The 13333-nt window shown below is 51.8% G+C and carries 12 protein-coding genes; 5 read left to right on the forward strand and 7 right to left on the reverse strand.

The genetic code is table 11. From position 1 onward, the window contains the following. Positions 1 to 286: 286 nt before the first annotated feature. The gene (gene lysM / locus SGR01S_RS02945) at positions 287 to 733 is read right to left on the reverse strand and encodes a peptidoglycan-binding protein LysM (RefSeq protein WP_037419951.1); all 447 of its coding nucleotides are present in this window, start codon (positions 731 to 733) and stop codon (positions 287 to 289) included. A 226-nt stretch (positions 734 to 959) separates the two neighbouring features. Between lysM and SGR01S_RS02950 the strand changes: the two genes are divergently transcribed. Together SGR01S_RS02950 and SGR01S_RS02955 are read left to right on the forward strand one after the other, a co-directional pair. Next, entirely contained in the window at positions 960 to 1151 is a 192-nt protein-coding gene (locus SGR01S_RS02950; protein WP_012145560.1) for a YdfD/YebW family protein, read from the forward strand. A 130-nt stretch (positions 1152 to 1281) separates the two neighbouring features. Further along, positions 1282 to 1506: a biofilm development regulator YmgB/AriR family protein gene (locus SGR01S_RS02955; RefSeq protein WP_037419954.1), complete on the forward strand. Its 225-nt coding sequence runs from the start codon at positions 1282 to 1284 to the stop codon at positions 1504 to 1506. 89 nt (positions 1507 to 1595) lie between these two features. On the opposite strand, the gene ompC is transcribed toward SGR01S_RS02955, so the two are convergent. From ompC to SGR01S_RS02985, 6 genes are all read right to left on the reverse strand, one after another. Continuing rightward, on the reverse strand, positions 1596 to 2678 hold the full coding sequence (gene ompC, locus SGR01S_RS02960) for a porin OmpC (protein WP_037419956.1): 1083 nt from the start codon (positions 2676 to 2678) through the stop codon (positions 1596 to 1598). Between the two features lie 651 nt (positions 2679 to 3329). Beyond that, positions 3330 to 4313 carry a succinylglutamate desuccinylase gene (gene astE / locus SGR01S_RS02965; protein WP_061806474.1) on the reverse strand — a complete coding sequence of 328 codons (984 nt, stop codon included), beginning with the start codon at positions 4311 to 4313 and terminating at the stop codon, positions 3330 to 3332. A gap of 11 nt (positions 4314 to 4324) precedes the next feature. After that, positions 4325 to 5665, reverse strand: a complete 1341-nt coding sequence (gene astB / locus SGR01S_RS02970) for an N-succinylarginine dihydrolase (RefSeq protein WP_037419960.1) — start codon at positions 5663 to 5665, stop codon at positions 4325 to 4327. A 54-nt stretch (positions 5666 to 5719) separates the two neighbouring features. Then, positions 5720 to 7192, reverse strand: a complete 1473-nt coding sequence (astD, locus tag SGR01S_RS02975) for a succinylglutamate-semialdehyde dehydrogenase (RefSeq protein WP_061806475.1) — start codon at positions 7190 to 7192, stop codon at positions 5720 to 5722. After that, entirely contained in the window at positions 7192 to 8226 is a 1035-nt protein-coding gene (astA, locus tag SGR01S_RS02980; RefSeq protein WP_037419966.1) for an arginine N-succinyltransferase, read from the reverse strand. The genes astD and astA overlap by 1 nt, the downstream gene beginning before the upstream one ends. A 52-nt stretch (positions 8227 to 8278) precedes the next feature. After that, the gene (locus tag SGR01S_RS02985) at positions 8279 to 9493 is read right to left on the reverse strand and encodes an aspartate aminotransferase family protein (RefSeq protein ID WP_037419968.1); all 1215 of its coding nucleotides are present in this window, start codon (positions 9491 to 9493) and stop codon (positions 8279 to 8281) included. 690 nt (positions 9494 to 10183) lie between these two features. Between SGR01S_RS02985 and SGR01S_RS02990 the strand changes: the two genes are divergently transcribed. The 3 genes from SGR01S_RS02990 to SGR01S_RS03000 are packed head-to-tail and all read left to right on the forward strand — an operon-like array spanning position 10184 to position 13331. Beyond that, positions 10184 to 11506: an ABC transporter substrate-binding protein gene (locus SGR01S_RS02990; RefSeq protein WP_082797595.1), complete on the forward strand. Its 1323-nt coding sequence runs from the start codon at positions 10184 to 10186 to the stop codon at positions 11504 to 11506. A 60-nt stretch (positions 11507 to 11566) separates the two neighbouring features. Next, positions 11567 to 12508, forward strand: a complete 942-nt coding sequence (locus SGR01S_RS02995) for a carbohydrate ABC transporter permease (RefSeq protein WP_061806476.1) — start codon at positions 11567 to 11569, stop codon at positions 12506 to 12508. Next, positions 12498 to 13331 (forward strand): carbohydrate ABC transporter permease, encoded by an 834-nt coding sequence (locus tag SGR01S_RS03000; RefSeq protein ID WP_061806477.1) that lies wholly within the window; start codon positions 12498 to 12500, stop codon positions 13329 to 13331. Before SGR01S_RS02995 ends, SGR01S_RS03000 begins: the two co-directional genes overlap by 11 nt. Positions 13332 to 13333 lie beyond the last annotated feature (2 nt).

Genomic DNA, 13333 nt, shown 5'->3' on the forward strand with positions numbered 1-13333 from the left:
CTATCTTAACTCATCACGCGTTAACGTTATTGTGAGGGGTGATTGATAAATAAAAAGCCCGCCATAGCGGGTTTGTCAGATTCCGCGCTCGATACCGCTCAGACCTCAGTTGGGCTGAGACGCTATCAATTTTCCTCATCAGGGTCAACACTCCCCCCAGATGATGAGGATGAACGGCGTGGGACATTCATAAATTTTATTAAAATACCAAAATAATTAGACCAACTTATACCAATTGTGATTAAAAAGCCCGACCAAAGATCGGGCTATACCAAACGCGTCCGTATTATTGCGGAATACGCAGAACCTGACCCGGATAGATCTTATCTGGGCTAGACAGCATTGGCTTATTCGCTTCGAAGATTTTGTTGTACAGATTCGCGTTACCATACACTTCTTTCGAAACAGCGCTCAAAGTATCGCCTTTCTTCACCGTGTAGAAACGGCTCTCTGCGGCAGATTGTTCAACCGTCACCTTGTCTTCTACACCACTGATGCCGGCCACGTTGCCGAGTGCCACCAGAATTTTCTCTTTCAGCTCTTGGCTGGCTGCATCGCCAGTCACCACAGCTTTACCGTCAACCACCTGTACATCAACTTTATCGGTGCCCGGCAAACCCGTTTTATTGAGATGATCCTTCAGTTTGGCGCTTTGATCTTCGGCTGTTGCATTGCCGGTCACTGTGTCCCACAGTTTTTCGCCCGCTTCTTTGACGAAGTTAAACAAACCCATATTCACTCCTTTCGATGGTTACAATGTTGCGTTGACTTAAGGCCTGTTAAGCTTAGCACTGCAAGAGGGATATTCAATTGGCCCTGAGGTATTAAGCGGTTAGAGTAATCCGAAAGTGCCGCTTTTCACTGCAAATCCGTCTCTTCGGGCCGAGCCAGACATGAAACAATTGCCATTTTTACCTACAATAAAGGAACGGAGAGATTGATGAAGGATATAAGACGCAATGTACGCCTTGGTGATGTTTGTCTGTTATCTGGATGGTGGCTGCGCTGATATCGTGGTGGACGTCCTGCGCGATGAACGCCAGTGTCTAATCAGTATGAAAGAACAAAATCTGCGTCACGCCGGTTGCTTCCCATTTGAGGACTTCATCGACGGCTTCTGGCTCCCCGCCAACGAATATGCGCCGATGTAAAACACCCATCGACTTTTCTGCTAGTTTCTTCTGAGGAATTTCTGAATTCACTGGAAAGCCAGCATACCAACGATGCTTTATTCCACGATTTTGCTAAATTGCTTCACCCGAACGATATGGAGACGGCACCATGACCGTATCTACCCTTTCAAACGAACATTATGAAGCCCTATTGCGCGACGTCAGCCTGGTGGTTGGCGGCGCAGTAATTCAACTGATCAATCTCAATAAAAAAGTCTCCGGCAATAATATTCTGGCCCATTTGGTTAATGAAATTGAGCATGAGACCAATCAGCAGCGCTTTGCCTCATTGCGCTCCGCCATCGAAGTGATGGGTCAAGCCCCGAAAGGATGATAACGCCCCAATAAATAAGGCAGAGCTTACGCTCTGCCTGGTTACCGTTTTTTCCCGACACAGGAAGAAGAAGGTAATACCGTTGAAACTTAGAAACGATAGGTCAGGTTAACCGCGACAATATCGTCGGTGCTCAGTTTCAGCTTGTTATCGTCGTTCAGCTGGTTGATTTTGTAGTCAACGTAGGTGTACATGTTCTTGTTGAAGTAGTAAGTCGCACCCACTTCCACGTATTTCACCAGATCGACATCACCGATCCCTTCGATATCCTTGCCTTTGGACTGCACGTAGGCCAGGGAAGGACGCAGACCGTTCTCAAATTGGTACTGGGCCACAACTTCGAAGTTCTGTGTTTTGTTGGCAAAACCAGAGACACCGTTACCGCTGATTGGTGTCATGTTACGCGTATCGGCATACATCGCTGCCAGATAAACCTGGTTGGCATCATATTTAATTGCCGTGGTCCAGGCCGTAGCGCTGTCGCCTTTACCGTAAGCCAATTTTTTCTGATCGCTAGTACGGTTAGAGTCAGAGAATGCTGCCGCCACACCGATACCCGAGCCGCCGATGTCCTGATAATCCAGGGACATGCCGTAACCATCACCGTTTTGCTTGGTTACACTCCGGCTGTCACTGTCGTTTTTACCTTGATACTGCAACGCCAGGTTCAGACCTTCTACCAAACCGAAGAAATCACGGTTACGGTAGGTAGCCAGACCGTTGGAACGCGCAGTCATGTAGTTATCGGTGTAGCTGTAGGAGTCCCCGCCGAATTCCGGCAGCATATCGGTGTAAGCTTCTGCGTCGTATACGACACCGTAGTTACGGCCGTAATCAAATGAACCGTAGTCGGCAAATTTCAAGCCCGCAAAGCCCAGACGGGTTTTGGTGCCTTTGGAGCCTTGCGCTTCGTCGTGGTTCGCTGCAACCTGGTATTCCCACTGGCCGTAGCCGGTCAGTTGGTCATTGATTTGCGTTTCGCCTTTAAAACCCAGACGAACGTAAGTCATATCACCATCTTCACCTTTATCTTTGCTGAAAACATGTTTGGCAGCAACGCGACCGTAAAGATCGAGCTTATTGCCATCCTTATTATAAATTTCAGCCGCGTTGGCAAATGAGGTGATTGCCCCAAGGGCAATAGCTAAGGCTAATACACTGCGTTTCATCATTTATTTTCCTAGATATTATAATTTTTAAATCCTGCCCATCACGCCCAATTTATGGTTTGGGCTGTGATCTTTATCATTTAGTGTTTTATGAGCGCCCCTAATAAAGGAGCCATGTGACATTAGCATCATGAATCCAAACTTAAAATAAAAAAGTTCATAAAACACCGTGGATAAAGCATGTTTATTTGTAACTAAATATTACAATATCGCAAATAAACAAACCATTGATTAGTAATGAAATTTATCACATATCTTATAACCATATTGGTGCAACGCACCTTTTTGGTGCAAATTAGTTTCTTTTTGTATGCTTTCCATGCGATCTGCAAATATCATGAAAGTTAGCATGGTTATTAATAACGTTACTTATTTCACATTTTTATCTGAGTAAAGTCATCAGGCGAATTTAGTGCGTCAAATCACGTTTTAATCAAAGTTTTTACTGCTTCGAATAATTAATTCTATTCAACGCATCAAAAATGACAGCAGGAAATGATTAAAGAAAAAAATGGCAATAACGAGCAATAGGATATAAAGAGGGATAAATAAGAGGAATTAGCAGCATTATATAGCGCTGTTATTTAATGTTGCAGCTAACATCGCTGCAACATTAAATTGTACAAGTATAAAACGGTATTCGGCACTAACGATTCAATACAGCGTGCTCCGCGGTGCTTCAATTAACACCATACCGGCACGCAGACCTGATGCAACCTTAGGATTAGGGAACAAGATCCACTCACTGGCATGCTGAACCCGGTACTCTTCACCTGGCTGCTCACATAACAGCGTCCCCTGCTTGAGTTCGGTAAAATTGGCAGTATCGTCACTGAGATGCAGCCTAAACGCCTCACTGCGCTTGATAAGCGATCGCTCTACACGGAACACTCTCAGCGCATCGCCAGGACGCTGCGGTAAAGGCTCATTACTCACTGCGGCCTGCAATGCGCGGTTGATAGCGGCAAATTGCTGCAAGTCGTTACTGCCAAACGGCCGTGCCTTGCCCAGTTCCAGCGTACAACTGGCGGCTCCAGCATGTTCACTGGTGAAATGACTGAAGGTGCCGCCCGGCGCGCTGTGGATCACCAACGCATCCAGGTCGGCAGCATCCAACAATGCCAGCATATCTGCACTGTAAGGCCGTGTCTGGAAAGGCAGAATACCAAAACGTGGCAACCGAGAATCGCGGATCGCCGTATGCAGGTCATAATGGAATCGTGCCGCTTTCTCTGCGTCGAAAAACGCCGCAATAATCTGCTCAAGTTGCTGTGCCCGCGCGGTTTCGCCACTGTGTTCAAAATCACGATGACGGCCACCAAACATCCGGTTCATATCACTGTGCAAGTAACGCTGGCCAGCCCGCATCGCCGCAGGATTGCCCAGCACTACCAGCAACCTAACGGCTAATGGACGGGCTCCAGTAAGCAAATCCATGACCAACTGATTCAGCAGTTCAATGGGAGCAGTTTCATTACCGTGAATGCCCGCAGAAACAACCACTGCTTGCTGATAATCCTGCCGCGGCGTTATTTCCAGCAGGCCTTCGCCCAGCCAACGCCAACGCAAATTTTCGTTCTCACCCTGTTGCTCAGCGGGAACCTCCCCCGCCAGCGTCAGGGCCAACAAATTAAACATGGTGGCTTCGCCTATTGTTGGAATGGATAAACCGAGCCCAACCCGAGAATTGACGTCAGGGCATCCAGTGCATCACGCCCTTCACGCAGCAGTTGCGGATCGGCCAAATCATTTTGCGTCAGGCGATCGCGGTAATAACGATCAACCCACTCATTCAACGTAACAAACAGCGTATCGTTCATCATTACACGCGGATTAACCGCCCGTAACTCTTGCTCATTCAATGCCACGCGTAACCGTAAACAGGCCGGTCCACCGCCGTTACGCATGCTTTCACGCAGATCGAACACCTTGATTTCATCGATCGGCCCGCCGCCAGCCACCATCTCACTCAAATAGCCCCACACACCACTGTGTTGACGCGATTCTTCCGGCACCACGATCATCATTTTGCCATTGGGCTTAGTCAGAATCTGGCTGTTAAACAGATAGGTCGCGACCGCATCGGCCACAGAAACCCGTGCTGTCGGCACCTCAATTGCCACCAGCTCGCTGTCCAGCGTCGCCATCTTGCGGCGCACGTCATCCAGGGCCTGCTGCTGCTGATAAAATGCCTGTTGATGATGGAACAACACATTCTGGTTACTGACAGCAATCACATCATTATGGAACACGCCCTGATCGATCACAGCCGGGTTCTGTTGTACGAATACCGTATGCTGCTCATCCAACTGATGCAGGCGAGCAATTGCCTCACCGGCTTCGCGTGTTTGACGTGCCGGATAACGTGTCGGGGCAGTTTCGCCACCAAATTCCTGGCGACCATAAACAAACATTTGCACACTACGTTTACCGTAGTCGCCGCCCAATCGGTTGTGGTTGGCTGCACCTTCATCACCAAACAACGCCACCTGCGGCAAAGCCTCGTGGTGAGCAAAATGACGCGGATCGTTAAAAATCGCCCGCAACACACCGGAGGTCGTTTCAGCCTCAATCGCACGGTGGAATTTATTGTTCAAGTTGGCGGCAGTAAAATGTACCTTGCCGTCAGCACTGTCAGCCGACGGTGACACCGTGGCCGCATTGGCGGTCCACATACAAGACGCCGAGCTTAATGCGGACAACAGACGTGGAGACTGTCGCATCGCCTGTGCCAAGACCGCCTCATCGCTGCCGCTGAAGCCTAACTTGCGCAGCATTGGCACATGAGGTCTTTCCTGTGGCGGCAAAACCCCCTGCTGGAAACCGAGATCCGCCAAGGCCTTCATCTTCAGCAGCCCCTGCTTGGCCGCCAGCTTTGGGTTCGACACACTGTTTTGGTGCTGTGTCGACGCTTCATTACCAAATGACAATCCGGCGTAGTGATGCGTCAGGCCCACCAGACCATCGAAATTGACTTCATATCCTGACATGTTGTTCTCCTGGGGCCGAGCAGGCTCGACCCTGCACAACAAAGAGCTGAGTGCTTAGTTAAATGAGAGTCCTGGCGACAGACTGGCTGGCAACGTCAAACTTTCGCTTTCCAACGACGCCATTGGCCAGGCGCAGTAATCCGCTGCGTAGTAGGCACTCGGACGGTGGTTACCGGAAGCCCCAACACCGCCGAAGGGTGCTGCACTCGATGCGCCAGTCAATGGTTTATTCCAGTTGACGATACCCGCGCGAGCTTCCAGCAACAGGTGATCAAAACGCTCACGCTGCGGCGATACCAGACCGACCGACAGGCCATAGCGCGTCTGATTAGCGATACGCACCGCTTCATCAAAGTCGTTATAACGAATGATGGTGGTCAGTGGGCCAAAGTATTCTTCATCCGGCACGTCTCGCACGCCAGTCACATCAATAATGCCTGGGCTCAGCAACGCACTACCACTTTCTAACCGTTGCATGGTCAACAAGGCTTTTCCGCCCAACGCCAGCAAGTGATGCTGCGCCGCCAGCATTTTTTCTGCCGCTGCCGAGGAGATCACCCCGCCCATAAACGGCTGTGGTTCAGCATCCCAGCGACCAATGCGCAACGCACTCGCCACCTGCACCAAACGCTCGATAAAGGCATCGCCCTCACTGCCACGTTTCACCAGAATACGGCGTGAACAGGTGCAGCGCTGACCGGCAGAAATAAATGCCGACTGAATAGCCAGATTAACCACCGCATCACGATCGTCGATCTGATCGATAATCAGCGCGTTGTTACCGCCCATCTCCAATGCCAGAATCTTTTCAGGCTGCCCCGCCAATTGGCGATGCAGGTGATAACCAGTGCCGGCACTGCCGGTAAACAACAGGCCATCAATGTCTGCGCGGGCGGCCAGAGCTTCACCGGTTTCACGCCCGCCTTGCACCAGGTTGATCACCCCATTGGGCAAACCGGCTTGCTGCCACAGCTTCAACGTTTCTTCAGCGGTCTGCGGCGTCAACTCACTCGGTTTAAACACCACGGTGTTGCCCGCTAACAGAGCCGGGACAATGTGACCATTGGGTAAATGGCCCGGGAAGTTATAAGGCCCAAACACCGCCAACACCCCATGCGGCCGGTGTCGCAGTACTGAAACACCGTCCGCCATCGCCGTCTGGCTAACACCGGTACGGGTCTGATAAGCCTGCAGTGAAATCCCCACTTTACCGATCATTGCCTGGACTTCGGTCAGCGTTTCCCAGCGCGGTTTGCTGGTTTCGCGGCTGATCACCGCAGCCAAATGCTGTTTGTGTTCTTCCAGCAGCGCAGCAAAACGTTTCACTATCTGCTCGCGTTGCTCAAAAGGCGTACGTGCCCAGGTTGGGAACGCCGCACGAGCCGCTTCACAGGCCGTGGCAACATCGCTACCATCGGCAGCGTTTGCTTGCCATAGCGCCTGATTATCGACCGGATCAGTTTTGCTGAATTCAGCACCGTGGCCTTGTTGCCATGTGCCATTAATAAACAGTGCAGGATGTGACATTACGCTTTCTCCTGTGCAATAAGGGGGATAACCCGCACCGGGCTGCCTTGCTCAACACCCAACGCTGCTACTGTGGCCGCATTAAGATGTAGACGGTCGTCATACAGATCGGCATTGACCAGCAGTGCGCGGTAATTCTGATAATGATCGTTGGCCACCAGATAGAGCGGCGCATCAGCGCGCATCGGCGTCTCGTCCAGCACCACTTTCACCAGACGGCTTTGTTTGACCGCACGAATCTGATCGATTTCCGCTTCCAGTGTTGGGCCACCGTCGAAGATATCGACATAACCCTGGTAACGCAGGCCTTCCGACTCCAGTACCCGGCGCGCCGGTACTGTCTGCGGGTGCACTTCACCAATCACTTTTTGCGCGTCTTCAGCCAGGAAATCGACATACAACGGGTGTTTCGGCATCAGCTCGGCAATAAATGCCTTTTGCCCAGTGCCGCTAAGGTAGTCCGCCTTGGCGAACTCGATAGAAAAGAAGTGGTTCCCGACACTCTCCCAGAAAGGTGAGCGGCCATTTTCATCGGAGAAACCACGCATTTCAGCAATCAGCCGAGCGGAGAAACGCTCACGGAAAGCGGCGATGAACAGGAAACGCACCTTCGAGAGCAATTTACCGTTTTCACCGTGGCGATAATCCGGATCAAGGAACAACGTACATAATTCGGAATGACCAGTGTGATCATTGCTGAGGAACAGCGTCGGCACCGATTTATACACATTCAGCTGTTTAGACGCATGCACCTGGGTGCCAACGCGGAAGCTGTACCATGGCTCAGTAAGCCCAACGGCCACTTCAATGGCGCAAACCCCAACGGCCTGCTGGCGTTCGCTGTCCTCCAGAACAAACAGATAACACTGCTCACCACGCGGAAGTTCGCCTTGCCAGGTTTTTAACGCCCGCTCAATGCGTGCCGACAAGGTATCTTCATCTTGTGGCAGGGAAGTGAGACCGATGCCGGACTTGCCGGCCAGCGTCAATAAGTCAGCCAAATCGCGACGCTCTATAGGGCGAATAATCATCATAATGCGAACCTCGTCTTAATCAGGCTGCGCCGGTAAGGGCGCAGCCTGTGTATTAGCTGCAAATCCGCGCCACGGCTCGCGCGAATCGCGCCAGCCCCTCTTTCACATCCTGTTCTGGGATGATCAGTGAAGGGGTAAAGCGCACCACATCCGGGCCGGCGATCAGGGCAATCACGCCCTCTTCGTTGGCCAATTGCGTGATCTGTTTCGCCTTGCCGGCATAATCTTTGGTCAACTGGCAACCAATCAGCAGGCCACCGCCACGGATTTCAGAGAAAATCGGGTACTGCTGATTAATCTTGTTCAAACCGTCGAGGAACCACTGGTGGCGCTGTTTAACCCCATCCAGCACTTCTGGCGTATTGATGATAGAGAACACCGCACCTGCCACTGCTGTCGCCAGCGGGTTACCGCCGTAGGTGGTGCCGTGCGTACCGACGCCCAGCGTTTTAGCCAGTTCATCAGTGGTCAGCATCGCGCCGATCGGGAAGCCGCAACCCAGCGCTTTCGCCGTAGTCAGCACGTCAGGTACCACGCCGTATTGCATGTAGGCATACAGGTCACCAGTACGGCCCATGCCGGTTTGCACTTCATCGAAGATCAACACCGCATCATGGCGATCACACAATTCACGCAAGCCCTGCAGGAAAGCAGGATCGGCAGGTAATACACCACCCTCGCCCTGAATCGGCTCAACAATCACCGCACAGGTGTTGTCGTTGATCACGTCTGCCGCCGCCGCCAAATCGTTAAACGGTGTATGGGTGATGCCGCCCGGCAATGGCGCGAAATCTTTTGAATACTTCGGCTGTCCGCCGGCAGAAACTGTAAACAGCGTGCGGCCGTGGAAGGCGTTGTTAAATGCGACAATCTGATTTTTGCTGCTGTTGCCCTGGTCCAGCGCACGTTTGCGTGCCAGTTTCAGTGCCGCTTCGTTGGCTTCCGCCCCGGAGTTACAGAAGAACACCTTGTCGGCAAAGGTGGCGTCAATCAGCTGTTTTGCCAAACGCAGCACCGGCTCATTGGTGTAGCCGTTGCCCAGATGCCACAGTTTGCCCGCCTGCTCCACCAACGCCGCCGTCACCACTGGGTGAGCATGGCCCAACGCGTTGACCGCGATACCACCGGCAAAATCGATGTAAGACTTACCCTGTTGATCCCAGACCTGCGATCCTTCTCCCCGCACCAAAATAAAATCAGCGGGGGCGTAAACCGGGACCATCCAGTCATCGAAAGACTGGCGGGTAACTGCGATTGGCTGTTCCATAATGACCTCATAACTTCAGCAAAGACTGAATTTTGACTGTAAGGGCCGTTCCTGCCCGGATGTTCCACAACAAAACAAAAAAACTGCGCCGCTAAATCCACTTTTCGACCGGTGATAACTCTGCCTCTCACCGTCTATTCAGAAACAAATCTGTTACATCAAACGCGTTTTTCGCTATTTATGCCGGGTATCAGGTCCTGGAACGGGGAATAAATGTTAACGAGCAGTTAAAATACATGCCGTTTGATAAAGAGTGTAGAGCAGCTATCGTGCCAAACTGGGATTTTCGGCGAATTTTGCGTTTTTTTGCGCTAAAACAACGGGTTACAATGCATACTTATTCAATAAATATGCATTGGTAATGAATAATTGGAAAAATAAGGCGAAAAATCATCGTTGGCTGCGAAATCCTATTCAATTACAAAAAACTTCAATAATTCTGATCGCGCTCGCAAAAATAATTTGGCCTGATTTGCGTCCCATCACACTTTTGCCTCACATCAGTGCAGGCAATGCACCTTATGCGTGCAAACCCACGTCAGCTAAGGCTCTGCGCGACAGAATGCGGATCATCATTGGGCGTATGTTTGCTCAACCCCGCGTCAGATCTCATATTTGTTAACTTAGCGAACAAATTGTTGACAGTCTGGGAGCGCGATAATAGGTTAATTTCAATGGAACACGTGTTCCATGATGAAAAAACACACACCACATCGACTGCACAGCATCGGGGTTATCATGGCTCATTTCTGCTTGCGTACTAACCATAGGATCACCGGGACCGCACTGGCCGTGCTGCTGGGCCTGCCCATTTCCGTCAGCGCCAACACCAGCATTACCTTCGCCAACTATTTGCCGAATGATTACATCAATAAGGTGATTAAAGATTTTGAGGCGGCGCATCCGGACATTCAGGTGCAGTCGATCAAATGCGGGTTCGCCGACTGCCACCAAAAACTGACGACCGCGCTGGCCGTTGGTCAAGGTGCCGCCGATATCTTCAGCGTCAGTACCATTAAGCTGGGCAGCTTCGCCAACTCAGGCGGTCTAAACAACCTGAGCGCCCCACCATTCAGCATCGATAGCCAAGGCTGGCAGTTTGATCCTTCAATGGTCAGTCTGGCAAAAGGTAGCGATGGCAACATCTATGGTGTGCCTTACGATACCGGCCCGGTAATCATGATCTACCGTAACGATATGGTGCAAAAGGCGGGGATGAAGATTGAAGACATCACCAAAAGCTGGGACAGCTTTATCGCCTTCGGTGAGAAGCTGAAAAAAGAACAAGGCGCCTATTTGCTGCCTGCCGCTACCAGCCTGATCAACCCGCTGGTGGTGGGCATGAACAGTGAACCGGGCAAGCCGGTATACACCAAAGATGGCAAACCCAATCTCGATTCACCGCAAATCAAACAGCTGATGACGGTAATTAAAACGCTGTATGACAAAGGTCTGGCGGCTTCGCTCGACGGTTCAACCAATTCGCAGGAATACATCAAGCTGTACCGCCAGGGGAAACTGTTCGCGGATATCGACGGGCCGTGGGACGAAGGCCGTATTGAACAGGAATTGGATCCGGACGGTGCCAAAGCCGGCCTGTGGCGTGTCACGGGCGTACCGGGCAATATCAAGGTTAATGCCGGTGGTACCACACTGGTGATCCCGAAACAGAGCAAAAACGCCCAGGCCGCATGGCAGTTCATTCAGTACTTTATGCAACGAGATGTGGTGATTGATGCCGCTAAAACTGCCGGAACCCTGCCAGCCCGCCTTGACGTGTATAACGCGCCCTACTTTGACACACCGAGCAATATTCTCGGCGGGCAGCATTCGATGCGCTACTACGCCAGTCTGGTGCCGGATCTGAAACCGGTCGCCTCATCGCCAGAGGACAATATCGCCAACGAAATTCTTAACGAAGCGGCGAAGAAAATTCTGGTGCAGCATCAGGACATCGACAGCACCTTACACGATGCCAACAAGCTGCTGGAACGGCGGATGCGCGCTTTGTAATCATCAGATACGGCGGCCAGTCGGCCGCCGACTTTATGTTTCCGTCGGTTCGGGGAGTCTATGCGTAAGCGATTTTTCAAAGGGCTGCTGCACGATCACCGCACCGCCTACCTGCTGCTGCTGCCGTTTATGCTGCTGTTCGCGGTGTTCAACGCGTTCCCGATCTTCTTTTCGGCTTTTCTGTCATTTCAGTCGTGGAACCCGGTCAAGGGCCTCAGTTCGATGAAATTTGTCGGGCTGGATAACTTTTACTACGCCTTCACAGACGATGCCTTCTGGGTGTCACTGGTCAACACCATCAAAATTACGCTGGTGTCCGGCCTGTGCCAGCACCTGTTTGCGATTACCCTGGCTTACTCACTGCTGCATATCATCGTGCGCGGCAGACGCTTTTTGAAGGCGGCGATCTTCCTGCCCTACATCACCTCTTCCGTTGCCGTCAGCCTGATTGTGTTCAACCTGTTTTCTCCGGTCGGCATGGTTAACGAAATGCTCAGCGGGCTGGCGACCAAATTGCACCTCAACGCATTGGCCGCCGCGTTACCCATCAACTTCTTTGACAGCGACTGGATCCGCTTCACCATCGCCAATCAGGTGACCTGGAAGTTTACCGGCATCAATACGGTGATTTACATGACAGGCCTGGCATCAATCTCACCGGACCTGTATGAGGCCATTGAGCTAGACGGCGCAAACCGTTGGCAGAAATTCCGCTATATCGCGCTACCGCTACTGGCGCCCTTTATCTTCTTCGCCACGCTGATGACGCTGATTGGCAACATGCAATTGTTCAACGAACCGATGATCTTGACTCAGGGTACGGGTGGCGTTGACAACAGCGGTCTCACGGTGTCGATGTACGTGTATAAAACCGGCTGGTCCTATCTGGATATGGGTACCGCTTCGGCGATCTCCTGGATATTGTTCCTGTTGATTGCCGTGGTCAGTGCGCTGGTGTTCTGGGGCTTTGGCAAGCGCGGAGGATTAAAAAATGAACGCTAACGGCCGCCGTTTCGACACCGGAAAACTGGTGATTTACCTGTTGGTCTCCTTGTTCGCTTCGTTGTCGCTGTTCCCGTTCTATTGGTCTGCCTTGCTGGCAACGCAGGACACCCGCAGCATCATGGGCATGTCGTTGCGTTTTGGCAGCCACTTGCTGGAAAACTACCGCGGGCTGGAACAACAGGTGCCCTTCACCCGCTCGCTACTTAATACCCTGTATGTCACCGCCATGGCGACGTTGACCAGCGTATTGGTTTCCGCTGCTGCGGGTTACGCTTTCAGCGTTTATCAGTTCAAGGGCAAAAAGGTGCTGTTCACCACCCTGATGCTGACCATGATGGTCCCCAGCGTGGTCAACCTGGTGCCCTACTTCTTCGTCATCAAAAGTGTTGGCCTGCTGGATCAGTTTGCCGCCGTTTGGCTACCTGCCGGGGTGAACATCTTCGGTATCTTCCTGGTACGCCAATACGTCAGCGCCTCATTACCCAGCGAAATCCTCGACAGTGCACGTATGGATGGCCTGAACGAACTGCAGATTTTCCTGCGCATCGGTCTGCCACTGATGCGCCCGGCGCTGCTGACGGTAGCGATCGTGGTGGTGGTCGATACCTGGAACAACTTTATGCTGCCGTTGGTGGCATTACAGTCACCGGATAAACAAATTCTTCAGTTGGTACTGCGTAGCCTGAGCGGTGCCACCGCCACGCCGTGGAACCTGGTAATGACCGGCAGCTTCCTGGCGATCGTGCCGCTGCTGATTGCCTTTATCTTCTCGTCCAAACAAATGATGGAGAGCCTCACGCGTGGGGCGGTCAAAGGGTAACT

Source organism: Serratia grimesii NBRC 13537, assembly GCF_001590905.1.
GTDB classification, from domain to species: domain Bacteria; phylum Pseudomonadota; class Gammaproteobacteria; order Enterobacterales; family Enterobacteriaceae; genus Serratia; species Serratia grimesii.